Below are 20712 nucleotides of genomic sequence, written 5' to 3'. Positions count from 1 at the left end.
TGTTTAAATTTGTAAATATTTCGTTAAAAATTCATTTTAGGATAAAACAACCAAACTAGCGTTGTTGGTAACCTTATCTATGGGTACACTAATAATAAATTTATACATAGCAGGGCACGTTATGTCGCCAACTAAAATTCGCAACAATGTTATAAAACTCAGTGAATTAAGCACTAAACAACCAAACTACTATTTTATACAAGGTTATTTAATGGGGTTAGGTGCATTACCTCAAATGCTCACCCCGAGTGAGTGGCAACCTGATTTATTTGGAGATATTAACTTTCAAAAAGAAAGCGAGCTAAAATACCTCGAAAGCTTAATGGCTCTGTATAACCAAAGCATGGATAAAGTAATTCAAAACGAATTAAAAATGCCAGCAAAATGCAGCCTATCCAAGCAAGACTATCGGGATTCGTTAAAGCCGAACATGCCCCTACCAAGTTACTGTAAAGGGGTTTTACAGGCGCTTAAAAATATAAATAAACGTATGCTTGATGCAGGGCAAAAACAGGCACTTAATAACTTAAGCAGTGTTTTAAAAGCATTTTCTAATGAAAAAGCAGCAGCCAAAGAATTTGGTGAATTTGCCCAATACAACGCCCAAGAATATAAACGTAATTATGTGTATTTTATGGCCGACGCTATTTTTGAACTTCGATTTAGTAACGACCTAACTTTAAGTGATGAAGATGAGGCCGAATTTAACAACAGCTTTTTAGACGAAGAGCCAAATGAATTAGATGAGCTTGATGAATTACTTGAACTGGTACTTGCCGACACCGAGCTAAAAGCACTTGAGCCAATACAAATGTTGCTAGACATAATGGAAAGTGGGCTCGTAACAAAGCAATTTATTAAAGACAATACTGGGCACTTTTGGGGCTTGCACGAAACCCGCCCTTATATGATGCTTCGCGCGCATCGAGCAAAAATACATGCACTGCATGGTTATACCCAAAAAGCACAGTCAGAACTCGAAGCGTTATTAAAGCTAAACCCAAACGATAATCAAGCAAACCGCTTTTTATTAATGAATTGCCTAATCATTGATAAACAATGGGACAAGTTGGATGCTCTATTGGCCGACTTTGATTTTCAAGAACTACATGCAACAGCAAGCCGTGCGCTAAGTGCTTTTGTAAAGCATGGTGATTCAAAACCCGCTAACGATTACAAAAAAATGCTCCAGCAGCAAAATAAACACTTTAGCAAAATACTCACCGGCCAAGAAAAACTAAAAGAACAACAGCCACCATACTTCAGCCCAGGCAGTAAAGAAGAAGTCGCTGTTTATCTTGATTCGTTAGGTAAACAAGCATGGATTTCGGTTCCCGCGAGTCTTTTTTGGCTAAGAAAAAAGTAATAACTAAACGCGTAAAAAGTGCTAAGCGTGATTTATGTCGCGCTATACATACCGCAGATTCAATTTTGAAGTGCATAACCGCTTTTTAAGTTTTTATTCAATAGTAGAAATCACGCTTGTTAAGCGTGCAACATCAGTGTCGCTTATGTTCGCAAAGCGCCATACTTGAAATAATAAATTTCAAGCCCGTCAATAAACACATAACATTCAAAAATCATCGTTAATAACCTGCGCTTTATTGGTTTTACGTTGCCGTGTATTGTAGCCACCTACACCAGCGACTAATTCACTAATGAGTACCTAATCAGTCATTAAGGCTTTAATGATTACTTTTTCGGTATTTAGTTATTTGCACCCGGTTTTTTTATACCGCGTGTGCCATTTAACATCAGTGCTTAATGACAATGGCGTATGAATTTAAAAATTTCTACTTATTAAGCCTATATTTAATGCGGCTGTTCCTGTAGATTAAACGAATAATGAATGCAGTATTAACAGCGCCTTAGCTGTTAAACGATTAGCCAAGGAGCGGTGAGTCTCGTGTCAAACACCACACTTACTTATTACAACCAAAACGCCAAAGCTTTTAGCGACTCAACACTTAACGTTGATATGTCGGCGCTTTATGCTGAGTTTTTACCGCACGTTGCACAACGCGGGAGTATTTTAGATGCCGGTTGTGGCAGTGCGCGCGATGCCGCATTTTTTAAAGCGCAGGGTTTCACTGTAAGTGCGTTTGATGCAAGCCCAGAGCTGGCAGAGTTGGCAAGCAGTTACTTACAGCAACCTGTGGCGGTTAAAACATTCCAAGAGCTAAATAGTGTAAATCAATACGACGGGATTTGGTGCTGCGCTAGTTTATTGCACGTTCCAAAGGCTGAGTTACCGCAGGTGTTTTTAAACCTACAAAATGCGCTTAAACCGAATGGCGTTTTGTATATATCGTTTAAATATGGCGATACAGAACGTGTGCATAATGGTCGTGAATTTACCGATTTAACCGAGCAATTATTAAGTAATTTAATCAATCAGCACACGCAATTGAGCATAATGAAGCACTGGCAAAGTGTTGATCAGCGCCCAGGGCGCGAAAGCGAAGTATGGTTAAATGCCTTGTTAACGCATAGCAAAGCGAAATTATAAGTGAATAGTTTTAGCGAACATCAACACCTGCAGAATAATAACCGACAGCTTATTACGGGTGATAATGATCCGTTATTACCCAACCTTGTACATGCCATAAACAATGCCACTGAGATTGAAATTACAGTTTCATTTATTCAGCCAAGTGGCTTAGCACTGTTGTTCGACCCCCTAAGCGAAGCTTTACAAAGCGGCGCAACGCTCAAACTACTTACCTCAGACTACCTTGATATTACTCACCCTAATGCGTTGAGAGAACTTATGGCATTAGTAGATCGTGGAGCCGATGTGCGTATTTACCAAACGCACAGTAATCAAAGTTTTCATATGAAGTCGTATATTTTTATAAAAACAAACGACCAAAAAGAGATTACTGATGGCTGTGCCTTTATTGGCTCAAGTAATATTAGTGCCAGCGCATTAACCAAAGGTCATGAGTGGAATTTTAGACACGATTATACACAACCAAAAACAAGCCAAGCAGCAAAGCAGTTTTTAAGTATTCGCACAGCTTTTGAAAATATTTTTAATCACGAATTTGTTACCCATTTAAGCCATGAATGGATAAATAGCTACATTACTAGGCGTAAAACACAGCAGTTTGTATCGGTAAACCACGCTGATACAGCTGAGCAAGTTATTGAAAAGAATGAAGCTAAAACACCAAGGCCAGCTCAAATTGAAGCGCTTAATGCCCTAGCGCAAACCCGTACAGAGGGTTTTAAACGTGGTTTAGTGGTATTAGCAACGGGCATGGGTAAAACATGGTTAAGTGCATTTGATGTAAAACAATTCAAAGCTAAACGCGTTTTATTTGTAGCGCATCGCGAAGAAATACTTTTGCAAGCACAGCGTACTTTTTCTGAATTACTTACTTTATCTACTGGGTTTTATAACGGTAAACAGCGAGACAAAAACGCTGAGTGTTTATTTGCCTCTATTCAAACCATTGGCCGAAGTAATCACTTAAAGCAGTTTGCACCAACAGCATTTGATTACATTATTGTTGACGAATTTCATCATGCAAGTGCGCGCGTATATCGCCAGCTTTTAAACTACTTTGAACCCAAGTTTTTACTGGGTTTAACAGCTACACCAGAGCGTACCGACCAAGCTGATATTTTAGGGTTATGCGACAACAACCTAGTATTTGAGCGTAACTTAACGCAGGGGATAGACCAAAAAACGTTAGTTCCATTTCATTACTACGGTATTTGGGATGAAAACGTAAACTACCAAGCTATTCCGTGGCGTAATGGCCGATTTGATCCAACAGCACTTGAAAACAAATTTGCAACCGAAAAACGGGCAGACCACGCACTTTTACAGTGGCAGCAATACAAACAGCAGCGCACATTAGGTTTTTGTATATCTACTAAACATGCTGATTATATGGCGGCTGCATTTAATAACGCGGGTGTAAAAGCGCTATCTGTACATAACCAGTCAAAAGTACGCCGTAATGATGCACTAAAACAATTAGAACAGCGTCAAGTTGAAGTATTATTTACCGTTGATTTGTTTAACGAGGGGACTGATTTACCAAGCATTGATACCATATTAATGTTGCGCCCAAGCGACTCTAAAATACTCTTTTTACAGCAATTAGGGCGGGGTTTACGCACCCTCGAAGGTAAAACACATTTAGTGGTGCTCGATTTTATTGGTAACCACCACAGCTTTTTAAATAAACCTTATGCGCTACTTCATGAAACCACGCCAACTGGTGTAGTTAAAAAGCTTAAAAAACCAAACCTTGCTGATGGCTGTTTTATAAATATTGACTTAAAAGTTACCAACTTTTGGCAGCAGCTAGCCAAAATACAGCGCACCACAGCGTTAGAAGATATAACACAACTTGCCGAGCAACTAGGGCATTTACCTACATTAAGTGAGTTTTACTACCACTACGGCGATATAAAAAAGGTAAACAGCAACTACACTAGTTGGTTTGATCTAATTGCTAAAACACAAAATATTGATGACGAAGCACAGCAAAGTGCCAAGCAATTAGCACCGTTTTACGAGTTTTTACATAAAGGCATACAAACAACCAGTATGACCAAATGCTTCAAAGCTATTTTGCTTGAGGCTTATGTTGCTTTAAATGGCTTTGCTAACCCCCCAACAGTTGCAGAACTTGCTGTAATGAGTGCAAAGGTACTCGCGCGCCATCCAAATTTAAAGCAACACGATTTACCTATTAAAGAACAGCAAGCAGCTGCAGATTCGCAAACATGGCAAAGCTACTGGCGTAAAAATCCAATTAAAGCCTACACCAATAAAAATAAAGACGGCACACAATGGTTTACCTTACAAAATAACACCGTAAAAGCCACGTTTGACGTACCCGCAGAAAAATGCGAATTACTAAACGGCGCCGTGTTAGAACTGGTTGAATACACCTTAGCTAAATACAGCCAGCGACTAAAAGTAAAAACGCCAACCACGGAACAAAATACAGAGCAAAAAGCTGACAATGTAACCCAGCTAGCGTTTAAAGATCTTGCCGATACAGCAAACGCGCAAGATAACGCATTAAAACTGCCGTACTTCCCTAATATTAAAATTGCCTGCGGGCATTTTAAAACAGGGGATGAAAGCGATATGGAATTAATGGACGCACCTTTTGGTGCAGGCAAGCTTGATCCAAACGTACATTTTTTAGCACGTGCATCGGGTAACTCTATGAACGGCGGTAAAGCCCCAATTTACGATGGCGACTTACTGCTACTTGAGCTTATAACCTCTGATAAAGCCGGATCGCTACGCGGCCAAATTGTCGCGATAGAGCGAGATGATATAACTGGAGAAGGGCAATATTTACTGCGTAAAGTTAATAAATTACCAAACGGGCAATATGAGCTAATCGCTCAAAACCCAGATTATGAAGTAATGATTGCTGATGAAAACATGCGAACGTTCGCACGGTTTAAACAAATAGTACCAGAGTAATTTGATCATTTTTAGGTGCGCAGCTTCCAGGCAAAGCTTTAAATTGCAGTTTATTTTTGCGTTGTATAAATTAAAAGTAATCATTTCAAAAAGGAAAATAAAAAATGAAATGTAAAAAAATCCATAGAACTGCTGCCTTAGTGCTTGCAGCTCCGTTAGTACTAAGCGGTTGTGCTGCTACAAATAATATATCTAACACAACTATAGGGTGTGTTGGTGGGGCTGTAGTTGGTGCGTTAGGTACTTTTTTGGTAACAGGCGATCCAAAAAAAGCAGTCATGGGCGCAGGGGTAGGTTTTATTGCTGGATGTGGCGCAGGCTACTATTTAGATAAAAGAGAAGAGGAGTTAGCCAAACTTGCAGAGGAAAGCTCATTAAAACCAGAATTTGAGCGTATCTCTAATAACGAAGCTAATGGGGCTAGCTTTTCAGAAAACGCCACTGAAAACGTGATAGCGTCTCAGCTTTCATTATCCACCGAAAAGCCAATGTTCGACTCAGGAAAAGCCCAAATAACAGATTCTGAACAACTTGCAAACTTACAAAAATTTCTCAAAGGTTATGTAAAATCACTTGATCCAGCTTCAAAACTATATGTTGTTGGGCATACAGACAGTTCAGGGTCTGCAGCGTTTAACCAACGCTTATCAGAAAAGCGCGCAAAATTTATTGCTAATGAACTTGTAAATGCTGGCATAAATGAGAACCGTCTGTTTTTTGAAGGTGTGGGCGAGTCACAACCTGTAGCGAGTAACTTAACGAATGAAGGAAAAAGCAAAAATCGTCGCTTTGAAATAATAGACGTGCTCATGGATACAACCGGCGAGTCGGCTCAAGCGAATACTGTATCAGATGAGCAGGTTATCCAAGTTGCAAGTGCAAAGAAAACACGTATTGAAAATGTAATAAATGACCTTCCTGTTATAGTTAAAACTAAAAAATCACTACCTACCCCCACCGTGTCTGTAAGTAATAATCAGCACTCTATAAGCCTTGGGTTACAGGGAGTTAAACTTGAAGAGTTTGATAAGAGTTATGTGATAACAGCTTTGGGTGAAAGAGAAGAAGAGTCGTTTATGACTTTTTTTACAGCTGCAAATGCTGACGATTCCGAATTTATGGGAAGTTGTGCCTATGCGGCACCAGTTGTTCAATCTTCACTTAAACCATATAACGGAAGGCCTATTCAGAAAGCTAAAGTTGCAGACAGTATTAGTAATCTTTTTGGAACTGCATGGTACGGTATGGCTGGTTCTACAGCAATAACACTTGGTCCTATCGGTATAGAAAAGAATAATCTTAACCCTACGCATAAACCATATTTCAGTTTCTATAAACAATATGATGGCAGCGCAACTAAGGCTGATCTTAAATACCCTGTAAGTGTAGAAACATACCGTGGAGACGGAACTGTTTTAGTTCGTATGTTTGCTCAGGATGATAATGCACTAATGCGCTGTAGTGATGTGGTATTTAGTACCAATGGTTCTACTCAGACACAAGCTAGTGCTGTTATTTATCAAGAAAATAATGAATTAATGGCAAAAGCATTCAACATGAATTTAGTAAAAGGATAAAACGATGGACTTATTCAGTGTATTACAAACTTATCGCGATATTCTTATTGTTATCGCTGCTACGCTTTCTATTTTGGCGTACATTGCATACACCAACTGGGATGCTGTTAGTTTGTGGTGGAAAGGATTTAAATATCATAACTTTTTATTTAGTAAATTACGTTCACTGGCTAAAAACCCAGATACTGCCGGACGCTGGTTTCATTCAGAAACAGTTGTCTGTCAAGACTATGGTGAATTGTACTCTCAAATTCATAAAGATGGAGATTATTACGAATCTAGTAAAAAATATTTATCAATTGTAGGTGAATCAGGGAGGAAGCCCTTAGGTACATTATTGATGCTTGGCTTGTTTGCAGTTCTCGTTTTAGAAGCTTGGGGTTTTAGCTACACAATGGCTGGTTTCATTGACTTAAGCGCATCTGAAAATACACGAGTTACAATGACTTGGATTGTGGCAATTGCTTTTGCAGTTATTCTTGCATTTTTGACTCATATGATGGGTCATGAGCTTTATCGTAACGGCATTCTTGGTCGTATACGTAATAACTGGCAAGTTGATGATACAGAAAGTAGACCTAGAACTTTAGATGATATCGATTTTGACTACGAAATTGACAATTTTACTGATGAAAATGGACCAAAATATAAGCAACGGCTTAATCGGTTAGATGTTAATTCTCCAAGGAAGAAACATACATTTACAATAGGTGCTTTAGTCGCAATTATTGCTATAGGTATCATCATTACTTTTGTTCGAGTTAAAACACTCGAAGTTGCACAAACACAAGATGCAATGTGCCAACCTAGTTCAGCAACATCAAATGCAGCTTTAACAAGCTTGGATGACCTATATAGTTCAACACCACCACCTCCGCTTGAGTCTCAGAAAGTTTCAGCAGAAGCTGTAGGAAAAGGTGAAAGTGAGATCTGTCAGGCAACAAAAGAAGGTAGCTGGGCTACATTTGGTATGCTTGCTATTTTATTTATTGTTTTACAAGCATTCGCTACTTGGGTTTCTTTTAAGTTTGGTTTTGTAGGCAAACATTCAAAGTCGGCTTGGAAGAATACACACAAGTTCAACACAAAAAATCAATATGAAGCTGCAATGGATGCAAAGAGCAAGAGAATATCACAACGTGCTCAAAAAACACTTGGAGACTTGCAATCTCGTATGGCCAAAGTGCTTATAGATAGCACTATGAATAGCAGTGTATCAGATTTACTTAAGAAGGCATCTGACCGAACTTTCCTTAGGTATGTAGAGCAAGAGTCAGAACAGTCTTTATCAAGTCGAAATCGACAAACACAAACTATGCTTGAGAGAGAGCGTGAGCACTCAGATATTATTTCTAAGTCTGCTAGCCAAGTTACGGCGGATGAATTTAAAGCTGTGAGCTCTAATTCTCGGATTGAACAACCTACAGATGAAGAGATTGAGAGCCAGATTCTTACCGAAACAAAAGAGCAATCGTTAAGTGATGAAGAACTAGAAAAGCAGATTCTTGCCGAAGCACAGGCTAAGAAACAAGAAACTCCAGAAGAGCAGAGAGCTCGTGTTCTTGAAAAATTAAAAGCAGAAGGTAAATTATGATTAAGCAATTGATGTTGCTAGCAGTAATGACTAGCTCTTTAGCCTTTGCTGAGACGGATAGAGATGACATTATTTCTTGTTATACTTACGCTGATATGACTGAATTAAAACCAGCTACCTCAATTAGAGATGTTGTTGTTTTAGTCGATCAGACAGTGAATTTAGATACAAATCTTAAAAAAAGTGTCCATAAACAAGTGCAGCAACTTTTAGGTCCTGGTGATCGCATTCGAATAGTTTCCTTTTCAGCAAATGCACAAGGTCACTATACCGACATTGCATTTGAAGGAGAATTTGACCAGCCTCTCAAGGAGGAACAGCGCAATGCAATGAACCGTATAAAATTAGGGAAATTTGATAAATGTATGGAGATGCAAAGCAATAAAGCTATTGTTCTGGTTCATGAAAAACTGAAAGCTTCATTCCACGATAGCGATCAAAGTTATCCTAAAACTGAGCTTGTGGGATCAATACTGGATGTATCTTCAGCTATTTATATTAAAAATAATACTCAACGTAGAATAATGATTCTTGTATCTGATATGTTGGAAAATTCTGATATTTCTAGTTTTTATGCTTCAGGCAGTATTAGAGCCATTAATGCGGATGATGAATTTGCAAAGTATTCAGCAGTTGTTTCTCCAACTGCGCTAGCTCAAGTAGATGTATTTGTTATAGGTGGCGGCTACGCAAACGGTGGGCGAGCATATTCTTCTCAAGCAGACCTTAATTCACTTAAATTGTTTTGGTTGAAAGTTATTGAGCAGGCAGGTGGCTCGCTAAAGCAATTTGGTACCCCAAAACTTTTAACCGATATTGAGTGATGTTTATACTTAAAATATAGCAGTCATTTTTTGTCTGCTTTATTTATCATCCAACCGCTAACTTCCCAGCCTCATGCCACATTTCACTTGGCATGGGGTTGGTTAACTCCCACGTTATATTCATTGGCTGGCTACCGTTGTGGTGTTGGTATTTAACCTCGCCGTAGTTTACAAATCCCATAGTTCTGCCGTTTTCATCTTTGCCTTGTTCGCGCACAAATAACAGGATGGTTTTGCCTGTTTTTTGGTGCTGAATATAACTAAGGCCACGGCCGTGTTCTGGGCGGGCGCTGTTTTGCGTTTGCCAATGGAACAAAGTAGGGCTGATTGCGTAGTCGTGATACAGCGTGGTGGGTGAGTATGTTTTTTCGCACTTGTTGAGCGTTACAAATAACAGCTCTAGGTTTTGATTTTTAAATTCTAGAACGCCTTCGCGGGCGGTCGATTTTTTATCAAACGAGTGCGCCCCAAATGCTGCGAGTATTTGTTGGCGTGTGTAGCGACTGTGTAATTTTATGGCGTGATTAGGTAGGCACGCTAAATCGCTTTCTTGCTGGTGAATACGGTTTATTAATAGCGTAATTACTTGTGCAAGTTCGTGCTGTAGCTCTTTGTGTTTAAGTACTTGTAAGCTTTGTTCAAGTGATTTATATCCTAAACTTGTGCCTGTGTTATCCCAAAAGTTGTAATGCGCCATAAGCGCGTACTGTTGGTTTTGCGCTGTTGGGGTAAAGCTAAAGTTGTTATTACATAAATCACGTAAAAAGCATAAGTAACTGATTGAGTCGCAGCCGAGTAATTGGGTGTTGATTGCGCGGTAATACGCGGCGTAAATGTCGGCTTGCTCTGCGGGTATTTCATCGTCTTTAAGCCAGTGCCAGCCGCCGAGTTTTTTATCTTTTGGTTTGTATATATCTTCAAGCGTGACTTGTGGGTTTATACGTAAAAAATTGCTTAGCGTAAGCGCGTCATTAGTATGTTGTGGATAGCTATTTATAAGCTGCTGTAAACGGCGTTTAGAGTTTATAGCTTGCTGAATATTTTTTAATATTGTTTGTTGTGTGCGTTTTTGTAGCTCTATACGGCAACCTAGTGGTAAATGCGGGAAGTTGTTTTCAATCTCGGTTTTTATTGGCTGATTACTTTTACCAATAAGCGCGCGGAACTTACTGGCAAAGTCGTACTCTGGGCGGGCATTACCTACAAAGTCGAGCACGGTACAGCATTGCTTTTGGCTGTTGTCGGGCAGGCGCAAACCACGGCCTAGTTGCTGCAAAAACAGCGTTAGGCTTTCAGTTGGGCGTAAAAACAGTAGAGTATCGACCTCTGGGATATCGACACCTTCGTTAAAAATATCAACCACGCAAAGTATTTGTATTTCGCCTTGGCGTAGTGCTTGCTGTTTGGTCGCGCGCTCATTAGTGTTTTTGCTGGTGAGTACATCGGCGTTTATACCCGCTAAGTTAAACTTTTTAGCCATAAATTCTGCGTGTTTTTGGCTTACGCAAAACGCGAGTGCTTTAATAGCGTGAACATTGGTAACTATATCAGCAAGGCTCGATATAATTTTGTTAGCGCGGCTGTTCTCCCCTGTATAAAGGTTACTTAGCTCGCTTATATCGTAACGGCCGCCTCGCCATGTTATTTGGCTTAGGTCGGTATCGTCATCCAATCCAAAGTATTGAAACGGGCATAAATGGCGTTGATTTATTGCCTCTGGTAAGCGAATTTCAGCGGCTATTACTCCGCAAAAATCATCGAGTATATTTGCGCCATCTTGTCGCTCTGGTGTAGCGGTTAAGCCAAGTAATATTGTGGGCGTAAAGTAACTTAAAATAGTGCGATAACTGGCAGCGCTTACGTGATGTACTTCGTCTATCACTATGTAGTCGTAGTAATCACTGGTTAAATTGAGCGATTTAATTTGGCTGTTTAATGTTTGGATTGACGCAAATAATTGATTGTAGCGCTGTGGTTTGTAGTTACCTACCCACAGCTCACCAAAGTCGTTATTTTTAAGCACACCACGGTAAGCGCTTTGCGCTTGTTTTAGTATTTCTTCACGGTGGGCCACAAATAAAAAGTGTGCATTTGGGTTTTTATCGTAAACGGTTTTAAAGTCGAACGCCGATATTATTGTTTTACCTGTGCCGGTTGCAGCAACTACTAAGTTTTTAAAACGATTATGTACGCTGCGCTCAGCACTTAGCTTTTCTAAAATAGCGAGCTGATGCGTTTTTGGTGTTATATCAAAATAAAACTGGCTGCTTGATTGCCCTACACCGCGTTGCTCGTTAAGTGAATTAATGAGCTTTTCTTTACACTCAACAGCGCTTGTAAATAGCTCGAAGTCTTTTGATTCCCAGTAGGTTTCAAAGGTGCTTTTGGTTTTAGCTATTATGTGCGGGATTTCTTGCGCGGTAATTTTTAAGTTCCATTCAAGGCCGCTGGTAAGCGCCGAATGCGATAAGTTAGACGAGCCAATATACCCTGTATGAAAACCTGTATTGCGCATAAATAAATATGACTTTGCGTGTAGGCGTTCTTGCTGATTATTATAACTTAGCTTTACTTCGGTATTTGGTAGGTTTGCTAAAAACTCAACGGCTTTAGCATCCGTTGCGCCCATGTACGAAGTTGTAATAACTTTGAGTTTATTACCGCTTTTGGTAAACGCTTCAAGCTCATTTTTAAAAATGCGCAGCCCCGTCCATTTTATAAATGAGACAAGCCAGTAAATAGTGTCGGACGATTTAATCTCGCGCTTTAGCTCGGTTTCGAGCGATATACCTGCATTAGCACCGCTAAATAACTCGCTTTGTGTGAGCCCTGTGAGTGGAAATATATCGCTTGAATAATCTTTAAGGTTGGCCGCAATAGGGTTTTGGGTATTAAACAGCGCGGTAAGTATTCGGCCTTGGCTGTCGATAAGGTTTTCGTTTATTAGCTCGTCATCACGAATATGATCTTTAAGCCAAAGTACAAGGCTATTAGCTAGGCTAATTTGTTCTTGTAGGCGCTCGTTCGAGTTGGGAATGGCATCGATTGCATGCGTTACAAGTTTACTTAAAAAGCGTGAAAGCCATGTTGCGGCTTCGGCCGTTTCAAGCTGACGCTCGCCCACATAAAATTGATCACGATTTAAGTTTTGCTCAATTACTTGCGTAATTAACTGCTCGTAAATACCAATTTGCTGCATTAAAACCACTCCCTATTTGCGAGTGGTTAGTTTACTTAAATGCGGTACAGCTACAAGTATTAATCGACTAAGTTACTAGTAATTAAGTACAAACGTGTGAGTTAAGTATTAGCCGATAGGGCAATTAAAGGACGATGTTAAGAAATTATCCCCTTCAACTTCACCTGCAAACACATAATTAATGAGTAATTACCTCGCATGGATTCGAGGAAAGCGATGCTTGCACATGGATGTGCTTTCATCGCGTTTACGTTCATATTAATTATTTGTTTAAAGATAAGTGAAATTGAGGGGCGCCGTGGGGTTCCAAGGGGCGGTCGGCGGTATCCGCCCTTTGGTTGCCATCGCCAACGCGATATAAGTAAATTATTTTAAAAGCTTCGCTTTTCGCGCGAGCAAACTGGGCGCCTACAGGTGTTTAGGCGGGCTTTGTAGCGTTGATTGGGGTAATGAGCTAGTTACTAAAGAGAAAGCGCGATGTAAAATCGCACCTACGCTTTTGTTGAGTGCGGTGGTTTAATTATTGTAGGTGAGGTTTTATACCTCGCGGGTGCTTTATAAAAACCAAGACACAAGGTGCACTCCCACCCATAGCTTTAATATTTGCTTTTTGGATTAGTAATGTTGATGTGTTTTTTCACATTTATAGGTACACTATTTTAAAGCTTTAATTCAGGGAATGAATAATGATTAAATGGATTTTACTGGTATTTATTAGCGTATTTACAACTTTTCCTCAAGCTGGTGAGGCTTACACACAAGCCCAATGCGATAGCATTAAAAAGCAGCGCGAAGCTATTTGGTCTCAATTTAGAAGTGGCTACAGTAATAAAGAAGGTGAGCGTTTAACTGCGCGCGATAAAGCGCTATTTACTTTACTTGCTAATCACTGCAGTAAGCCTAAAAAGAGTGGCAGCGCTTATCAGGCTACTTCTTCTACCCCAACTCGTACGCCTAATAGCAATTGGTTACTCAATCATAAAGTATCAAACATGTCTTTGCATAGCGATAGCTATAAAGATGCCGCTAAGCTTGATGCTTGGTCAAAATTTTATAAATTGCCTAAACGTTGCCGTAAGAAAGGGATGGAGTCGGCCGACTTTGTATGGTGTAGCGAGTATCGGGGTAAGCAAAAAGAGTTGTTTGAAGCACAGTGGCAAGGGCGCCCATAAATATGTTCAAAACAAAATTACGTGTGGTGTTTGTATTTTTTGTGCTACTAATTGCATCGGCGCTCATTGCTAATCATTTTACTGGGCGGGTATTTAATTATCACGATCCTATAGGCGAGGTTAAACGAATTTATAGTAGTTTATCGTCGCAGGTAGCTACTGAACCGTTAGCAACTAAACAGCTCAAAAATGTAAGCTCGGCAACTTTACAAAATGTATCAGTACCTGCCGATAATCATTTATCGCAAGCTAACAATACTCGCTGCGTGGATGTGTCGTTGGGTAAGGTTAAATATAAACGCAATGGCGATATATTTACATGGACAGACAGTGACGGTGTGCCGCATTTTAGTGATAAAAAACCGGATTTTGCAGTAGCAACTTACGATACAGGTTTTATTGAACCGTTAGATTACTTTGACCTAACTTTAAATACGCCTAATTTACCTTCGTCATTTAACCAAGAGTTACGCATAAAACTCAATACTGTATTTAAAGTATACGGGCAGATTATTGGCGTGCATGCACTTAAAAAGGTAAAGCTTAATTTAACGGTATTGCCTACGCGCGGTACTTATGAGGCCGCAATTAAGCAACGCGGTGGTGACTCTACAAACACTGCGGGTATGTATTTTCACGCGAGTAATTCTGCTTTTATTCATTATGATAATGCACACAGTGCAATGCGAACTGCGGTACATGAAGCAGTGCACGCCATTAATAAAGCGGTCTTAGGCTACACCCCGAGATGGTTTAATGAGGGATTTGCTGAATACTTTGAGTTTACTAAAAATAATATGCAAACAGCTATTGTTGAGCCGAATAGTTCATGGACGAAAAATAACAATATTACTAAAAGTGTATTTTCGATTGATTCGTTAGTGGGTTTGGATGACTCGTGGAAAAAAGGTGATACCAGTAAGTTGTATGCAAGCAGTTGGGCTGCAATTTACTTTTTAATGGATACTCAAGCAGGGCGATCGTTACTTAAGAATATAATGCTTGCTGAGCAAGAATTTCTCTGTAATAAGCTATCTGAAAAGCAATTAAAAACGATGATGTATAAGCAATTTCCTAATCTTAATCGTGAATATTCTCAGAGGTTAAAAAAACTTTTGAAAGCGCATATATTTTAAATAAGGTAAAAGTTTAAAAGCTTCGCTTTTCGCGCGAGCAAGCTGGGCGCCTACAGGTGTTTAGCTTGTCTATTAAGCTCAAAATGTCATTAACTTTCCATAAGTAACTTATGCTTTACTTATGGGGTTGTGTTTTATTTTACTGCCTATAAGTAAAGTAAGGTTTACTTATAGGCAGTAAATATACGTTCAAACTTAAAAGTAAGTTATATTTGACTTTTGGGTAGGCTACTCTAAAATAAATTGTATAAGTAAACTATAGTTGACCTTTAATGAGTGAATTACCAGCAAAAAAAACACTTGGAAGAGTTGTTAAACGCACTGAGATGCCTGATTTATCAAAGCCGTTTTCGTCGGTGCGACTCGCTAAAGCGATTACTTCAAAGCGAACAGGCATGAAGCTTACGCTGGTTAATGTATCGCAAGCTCTTAATATTTCGAAGCCTACGCTGATAAAAATAGAAAAAGGTGATGTTAATGTGCAGTTTTTTAATGTACTCAAAGTGATGGAATACTTGGGGTTGTCGTTTAGCCTTGTCAGTGATGACGAGTCGCACCACAATAACAAGGATGAGGTGAGCGATGAGCAGTGGTATTAAAAAAAATAGCTTAGATGTATTTATTGGGCATACGCAGAAGATAGGTGCGATAGCCCTTGATATAGGCTCTGAAAATGAAATTACATTTACCTATGAGCCTGAGTGGATTAATAAGGGTTTTGCTATTTCACCACACTTACCGCTCAATGGTGATTTTGACTCGCGTGATGTGCGTAATTATTTACAAAACTTATTACCCGAGGGCAAAGGTCTTGATGAGATTATAAGTAGTACTACTATCTCTAAAAATAATACGTTTGGTTTGATTAAAGTAATTGGCGAGGAAACGTCAGGCGCTTTGTCGTTTAGAGCAAGTAACAGTACTTTAAAGCAAACATCTTTTCGTGAAGTAACTAGGGTCTGTTGATCTTTGCGGATTAAAATTTGTCCAAACTAGGAGCTATTTAATCGCGGCGCGAGATTTGCAACCTAGTGGGCTAAGTAAAAACCGAGCAACAAAGAGTAAATAGCTCCTAGGAAGAACCCTTTGGGCAGCGCCTGTTTGGCATTAATGCTACGTTATCGCCCATTTATGGGGAATACCACACTGCATAGGCTCTGCCTTGCCTAAATACCAAACAGGCTGCTGCAAATTTAACCTTGAAAGAACAACAGACCCTAGTGACGAGCTAAGCCAAAAACTTAAACGCTTTGTACAAGTTGGAGAGCCAATTACTCATTGGGATGGCCGAACTCGGCTCTCTGTTGCTAGCGTTCAAGACAAACTAAACCTACTCGAAATCGATAGTAAATTAGGATTTGGTGAAGGGGAGCTATGTTCTAATAAAATTTTTAAATTTGAAACAGGTACCGCGCCTTTCATTGCAGTAAATGAACTTTTTACCATGCTTTTGGCAAAAGAGTCGGGGCTCAATGTTCCCCATGTTGAGTTGCGCACTTACGCAGATATAAGAGTATTTGTAATAGATCGCTTTGATAGGCGCGTTACACAAGATCAAAACCGTGTATTACGTCGTCATATTATTGATGGTTGCCAAGCCACTAATTTACCTCCTTCTTATAAATATGAGCGTCAGCATGGTGATGATGGGGATGGTATTTATATTCGAGATGGCGTTTCTTTTGCAAAACTCTTTAATGTTAAAACAACGAATGTACAAGCGTATGAGGCTCAGCTTATTCGTTGGATGACATTTAATATTTTAGTACGTAATTACGATGCTCATGGCAAAAACATTAGTTTTTTTGTTGGTAAAAATGGTTTAGAGCTTACGCCGTTTTACGACTTGGTAAATATAGAGGCTATTATTGAGCAGGGAAGCATTGACCGTGATATGGGCTATCTACAGCCCAAAATATCAAGGTGTTATGCTATGTCAGTGGGTGAGCATAATTCGCAAAGTGCAGGCAATTTTACTAATGAGATTACAGCTTACATGTTAGCTGATTTTGCTGATGAATTTGCTATTTCACTACCACGGATGCAACTACTTATGAGTCAAACCGTTGACTCTGTATTAGCCGCAATTGATACGGCTAAAGTTTCTGCTGTTAAAAATAACTTGTCCACTGCTGAATTAGCACACATTGATTTGTGCATAAAAATAATTAATAAAGCTGCAAATAAGCTGAGTGAGCAAATAATACAACTACCAAATATGGATGCATTTATTTAAATTTCAGAAAATAAATACATGCATTTTGAGTAAGTAATTCATATTTTGGTTGTCAGCATCAACGCGATATTTGCAAATTAAAATTAAAAGCGTGAGATAAATTCCGGCTTACAATTTAAAAGCTACGCTTTTCGCGCGAGCAAGCTGGGCGCCTACAGGTGCTTAACTTGTCCTTATTTAAAAGCCAAAGCGCGATATAAAATTGCATCTACGCTTTTGTTGAGAGTGGTGTTTGCAATGATGTAGGTGAGGTTTTATACCTCGCTTATAAATGGATTGTTTTTACCATTGAAAAATGAATTATTGTTCTGTTTAACGCTTAAAAGTAATGAGGCAATTAACTCTTCTATTCGCCTCATTGCATGAGGCAAATAAATAACATAGACTGAAGCTAATTACCTTTAGGACTAAAGACTATGTGGATATGGCAACAGCAAAACTGGCCAAACTTTACGTGGGATGCTGCAGCGCTTGCTCCTTTGCTAAGGGATCTTTCATATAATCAAGGTTTATTAGTAGGGCGTATGGGCGTGCAAAGTGCTCAACAAAAGCAGCAAGCCCTTGATACCTTACTTGCAAATATTATTCACTCCAGTGCGATTGAGGGTGAAAAGCTTAATGCATTTTCGGTTCGTTCTTCTCTTGCTAAAAAGCTCAATATTAATGAGCAACCTTACCCAACAACAGTGCAAAGCGATAATCTTGCAGAGATTATGCTTGATGCAATAAATAACACAGACTCACCGCTTAATTTAGAGCGAGTGCTTAATTGGCATCGCTTATTATTTGCAGGTGAGCAAAGCTTATTTACTAAAATTGAGGGCGGGCAATTGCGTGGTGACGAGCCAATGCAAGTGGTGTCGGGGCGTTTAGATAAACCGGTATTACATTTTACAGCGCCTCCAAAAGAGTTAGTAAATAAAGAGCTGTCGCTATTTTTTAACTGGTTTAACAAAACGCAAAACGATCCTCAAATAGACCCTTTTATTCGGGCAGCTATCGCACACTTATGGTTTGTAACAATACATCCACTTGAGGATGGTAATGGGCGTATTACTCGGCTTATAACCGACCAGGCATTAGCGCAAGAACATGCTGAGTCAATTCGGTTTTACGCTATGTCGGTGGCTATTTTAGAAGACAGAAAAAGCTATTACGAGGTGCTTGAAGCCACTCAACGTGGAGATCTTTGTATTACCCAATGGGTTAAGTGGTTTTTACGTACGCTTAATAATGCGATACACCATACGCTTAATAATATTGAGCAAACAATTTTTAAAACCAATTACTGGGCAAGTAAAGATCAAACAAAGTTAGGTGAGCAGCAAGTAAAAGTGCTTAATAAGTTACTTGATGGCCAATTTGAACAGGGTATTAGTGCGAGTCAGTATCAAAAGGTGGCTAAGGTTAGCCGTGCAACCGCAACACGCCATTTATCGGACTTGCAAACGCTTGGGTTTTTAACAAAAACCGCCGCAGGTGGGCGTAGTACACGTTACAAAATTGCCTAATGAGGCAATTACACATATTGTTTGCCTCATTGTGTGAGGCGAATAGGTGTTTTAAATTGTTACAGGTGAGGTTTTATACCTCGCGGGTGTTTTTATAAAGCGAAAGCGCGATGTAAAATCGCACCTACCATTTAAAAGCTTCGCTTTTCGCGCGAGCAAGCTTTGCGCCTACAGGTGTTTAGGCGGGCTTTGCAGTGTTGATTGGGAGTTATGAGCCTGAATTACTAGAGGGCAAAGCGCGAGGTAAACTCCCGCCTACGGGTTTGTTCAGTGCAGTGGTTTAATTGTTGTAGGTGAGGTTTTATACCTCGCGGGTGTTTTTATAAAGCCAAAGCGCGAGATAAACTCACGCCTACAATTTTAAATACTGTGCAACCTCTTATCCCAGCCGCGTTACTTTCACTTTTATTTTACCTGCATTAGCGCCGTAAAAGCGGCTTAGGTCGTTTGCGAATGGGCAAAACTCGCCTGATTTATCTATTTTAATATCGGCGCCGTTGGCTATTTCAAAAAGGTGGTCGTCGTTTTTATTAATAGCACCAATGAGTGAAAACCATTGTGCGCGAGGAAATCGTCTAAATGGTTCGAGTACGGCCATTGGGATTTCTTTTACGCCAAGTTGTACGTTGTCGCGGTTCCAGCCTAATGGCGTGCACTTTATGCCATCGTCAAACCAATATTGATTTGGGTATGGGGTAAAGCGGTACGTAGCACCTTGCTCTAGCATGAGGCCGGTTGCGTTGTATTGCTCAGAGGCAAATACCATTACATCTTGGCTTTGGTTAATGCTCAGCACACTCATGTTTTGATTAGCCAGTTCTATATGTTGGCTTAAACCAATAAAGCTAAGCGTGGTGTTGTCGTTGTAGCTAATTTTGTAATGCAGTTTTTTAAGCGATTCTGGGCGGTAACTGGTTAGCTTATTAATGCGTTCGGCTACGCTGAAGTGCACTAAGGGCTCAAGGTTGCTGGCTTCGTCATCAATTAATACATAGCACTCTCTATCTACTAATTTAAAAAACGGGTTAAACCAAAAGTAATTTTGTTGATGACTTAATGCGAGCGGATCGGGCGTTACGGTTACGTCATCTTGTGCTACTAAGTTGCTATCGGGGAGTAGGGTTTCGTAATCTATATCGTGGCTAGTGAGTAACGATATATTAAGCGGTTGTTCTATTAACCACTCAAGTGCATAGCGCAAGCTAATATCGGCTAGGCCATCGCGGTAGTAACCGCCGCCAATGTCTGAATGCGCACCTGCAAACCATAGCTCGGTAATATTGTTTTGATGGTTCATGAGTGTGGGTTCAAAGGCGCGGCGTTTTTCGTCAAGGGCTACGCAGTGCAGCGCGTGAGTAATGTTGTTGGCAATGGTGTGGTTTTCAAAAATAACGTGCTCTGCGCCACGTGTGGCTTTACTTACTTTTGACAAGCCAATAGAGGCGACGGTATCAAACACACATACATACACGTTGTTGCTTATTAAGGGCTCTAAACATTTAGCAAAACGTCTGGCAAGCGCAGCGCCTCGGCTAAAGCCCGTTAGCAGTATGGTATCGCCTATTAGGTAGTGAGCTTTAAAGTCGCTTAATGCTTGATTTAAAATACTGGCTACGTCGTCACCACGAGGTGCAAGAGTTTGGTTTAAAATACGTTTAAGGCGGCTGCCTTTAGTACCAATACCTTGATAATAAAAACTGAGTTGGTTAGCAAAAGGAGTAATGGGGGAGTCTTCTAATTTACCGCCAAGCAGTAAATGCAGTTTTAGAATGTTGGTAATATTAGAGTCTTCTTTAAAATGATCTGAGCTAAATTGTTCTGCGTCACGGGGCTCGTTTCCTGTGCCGTCAAAGTTAAAAATTAGCGTTTTACCCGTCATAACCCAATTCCCTTAGTTGTTTTAAATACTCTACACAGACAATGTGTCCCGTCCTAAAATACGTTGACGGTTTTAATTGAAGGCCAGTAGCTTTTGCTCCTGGCTTTTTTTGTGCACTTG

The 20712-nt window shown here is 39.8% G+C and carries 14 protein-coding genes; 12 read left to right on the top strand and 2 right to left on the bottom strand.

From position 1 onward, the window contains the following. Nucleotides 1-121: 121 nt before the first annotated feature. From AAEY68_RS17975 to AAEY68_RS17950, 6 genes are all read left to right on the top strand, one after another. Entirely contained in the window at nucleotides 122-1366 is a 1245-nt protein-coding gene (locus AAEY68_RS17975) for a UPF0149 family protein (RefSeq protein ID WP_350586608.1), read from the top strand. Between the two features lie 540 nt (nucleotides 1367-1906). After that, on the top strand, nucleotides 1907-2509 hold the full coding sequence (locus tag AAEY68_RS17970) for a class I SAM-dependent methyltransferase (protein ID WP_350586607.1): 603 nt from the start codon (nucleotides 1907-1909) through the stop codon (nucleotides 2507-2509). Beyond that, nucleotides 2510-5464: a DEAD/DEAH box helicase family protein gene (locus tag AAEY68_RS17965; protein WP_165726389.1), complete on the top strand. Its 2955-nt coding sequence runs from the start codon at nucleotides 2510-2512 to the stop codon at nucleotides 5462-5464. 104 nt (nucleotides 5465-5568) lie between these two features. Further along, the gene (locus tag AAEY68_RS17960; protein ID WP_350586606.1) at nucleotides 5569-7041 is read left to right on the top strand and encodes an OmpA family protein; all 1473 of its coding nucleotides are present in this window, start codon (nucleotides 5569-5571) and stop codon (nucleotides 7039-7041) included. Nucleotides 7042-7045: 4 nt separating this feature from the next. After that, nucleotides 7046-8635: a hypothetical protein gene (locus tag AAEY68_RS17955; RefSeq protein WP_165726387.1), complete on the top strand. Its 1590-nt coding sequence runs from the start codon at nucleotides 7046-7048 to the stop codon at nucleotides 8633-8635. Beyond that, nucleotides 8632-9459 (top strand): hypothetical protein, encoded by an 828-nt coding sequence (locus AAEY68_RS17950; RefSeq protein WP_165726386.1) that lies wholly within the window; start codon nucleotides 8632-8634, stop codon nucleotides 9457-9459. The genes AAEY68_RS17955 and AAEY68_RS17950 overlap by 4 nt, the downstream gene beginning before the upstream one ends. 46 nt (nucleotides 9460-9505) lie before the next feature. Here the strand turns inward: AAEY68_RS17950 and AAEY68_RS17945 are convergent, their stop codons facing one another. After that, nucleotides 9506-12658 (bottom strand): DEAD/DEAH box helicase, encoded by a 3153-nt coding sequence (locus AAEY68_RS17945; RefSeq protein ID WP_165726385.1) that lies wholly within the window; start codon nucleotides 12656-12658, stop codon nucleotides 9506-9508. A 686-nt stretch (nucleotides 12659-13344) separates the two neighbouring features. Here AAEY68_RS17945 and AAEY68_RS17940 point away from each other — a divergent pair. The 6 genes from AAEY68_RS17940 (at nucleotide 13345) to AAEY68_RS17915 (ending at nucleotide 18713) form a co-directional block, all read left to right on the top strand. Continuing rightward, nucleotides 13345-13830, top strand: a complete 486-nt coding sequence (locus AAEY68_RS17940; RefSeq protein WP_350586605.1) for a hypothetical protein — start codon at nucleotides 13345-13347, stop codon at nucleotides 13828-13830. Between the two features lie 2 nt (nucleotides 13831-13832). Next, nucleotides 13833-14966, top strand: coding sequence for a DUF1570 domain-containing protein (locus AAEY68_RS17935; RefSeq protein ID WP_350586604.1), 1134 nt, complete (start codon nucleotides 13833-13835; stop codon nucleotides 14964-14966). 272 nt (nucleotides 14967-15238) lie between these two features. After that, nucleotides 15239-15565, top strand: coding sequence for a helix-turn-helix domain-containing protein (locus tag AAEY68_RS17930; protein WP_029751221.1), 327 nt, complete (start codon nucleotides 15239-15241; stop codon nucleotides 15563-15565). Then, nucleotides 15549-15932 (top strand): HipA N-terminal domain-containing protein, encoded by a 384-nt coding sequence (locus AAEY68_RS17925; protein ID WP_350586603.1) that lies wholly within the window; start codon nucleotides 15549-15551, stop codon nucleotides 15930-15932. The genes AAEY68_RS17930 and AAEY68_RS17925 overlap by 17 nt, the downstream gene beginning before the upstream one ends. Nucleotides 15933-16128: 196 nt before the next feature. Further along, nucleotides 16129-17202, top strand: a complete 1074-nt coding sequence (locus AAEY68_RS17920; protein ID WP_350586601.1) for a HipA domain-containing protein — start codon at nucleotides 16129-16131, stop codon at nucleotides 17200-17202. A 416-nt stretch (nucleotides 17203-17618) separates the two neighbouring features. Next, nucleotides 17619-18713 (top strand): Fic family protein, encoded by a 1095-nt coding sequence (locus AAEY68_RS17915; protein WP_024593195.1) that lies wholly within the window; start codon nucleotides 17619-17621, stop codon nucleotides 18711-18713. A 379-nt stretch (nucleotides 18714-19092) separates the two neighbouring features. On the opposite strand, the gene AAEY68_RS17910 is transcribed toward AAEY68_RS17915, so the two are convergent. Continuing rightward, nucleotides 19093-20592: a phospholipase effector Tle1 domain-containing protein gene (locus AAEY68_RS17910; RefSeq protein ID WP_350586600.1), complete on the bottom strand. Its 1500-nt coding sequence runs from the start codon at nucleotides 20590-20592 to the stop codon at nucleotides 19093-19095. Nucleotides 20593-20712: the final 120 nt, after the last annotated feature.

The organism is Pseudoalteromonas sp. RB2-MNA-CIBAN-0110 (assembly GCF_040309305.1).
Lineage (GTDB): Bacteria > Pseudomonadota > Gammaproteobacteria > Enterobacterales > Alteromonadaceae > Pseudoalteromonas > Pseudoalteromonas arctica.
This window is presented reverse-complemented; position numbering and strand designations above follow the sequence as displayed.

What these genes read in the sequence shown, in the direction of transcription:
- AAEY68_RS17975 (WP_350586608.1), top strand. Translation starts at nt 122, where the DNA reads ATGTCGCCAACTAAAATTCGCAACAATGTTATAAAACTCAGTGAATTA.
- AAEY68_RS17960 (WP_350586606.1), top strand. Translation starts at nt 5,569, where the DNA reads ATGAAATGTAAAAAAATCCATAGAACTGCTGCCTTAGTGCTTGCAGCT.
- AAEY68_RS17955 (WP_165726387.1), top strand. Translation starts at nt 7,046, where the DNA reads ATGGACTTATTCAGTGTATTACAAACTTATCGCGATATTCTTATTGTT.
- AAEY68_RS17950 (WP_165726386.1), top strand. Translation starts at nt 8,632, where the DNA reads ATGATTAAGCAATTGATGTTGCTAGCAGTAATGACTAGCTCTTTAGCC.
- AAEY68_RS17945 (WP_165726385.1), bottom strand. Translation starts at nt 12,658, where the DNA reads ATGCAGCAAATTGGTATTTACGAGCAGTTAATTACGCAAGTAATTGAG.
- AAEY68_RS17940 (WP_350586605.1), top strand. Translation starts at nt 13,345, where the DNA reads ATGATTAAATGGATTTTACTGGTATTTATTAGCGTATTTACAACTTTT.
- AAEY68_RS17935 (WP_350586604.1), top strand. Translation starts at nt 13,833, where the DNA reads ATGTTCAAAACAAAATTACGTGTGGTGTTTGTATTTTTTGTGCTACTA.
- AAEY68_RS17930 (WP_029751221.1), top strand. Translation starts at nt 15,239, where the DNA reads ATGAGTGAATTACCAGCAAAAAAAACACTTGGAAGAGTTGTTAAACGC.
- AAEY68_RS17925 (WP_350586603.1), top strand. Translation starts at nt 15,549, where the DNA reads ATGAGCAGTGGTATTAAAAAAAATAGCTTAGATGTATTTATTGGGCAT.
- AAEY68_RS17915 (WP_024593195.1), top strand. Translation starts at nt 17,619, where the DNA reads ATGTGGATATGGCAACAGCAAAACTGGCCAAACTTTACGTGGGATGCT.
- AAEY68_RS17910 (WP_350586600.1), bottom strand. Translation starts at nt 20,592, where the DNA reads ATGACGGGTAAAACGCTAATTTTTAACTTTGACGGCACAGGAAACGAG.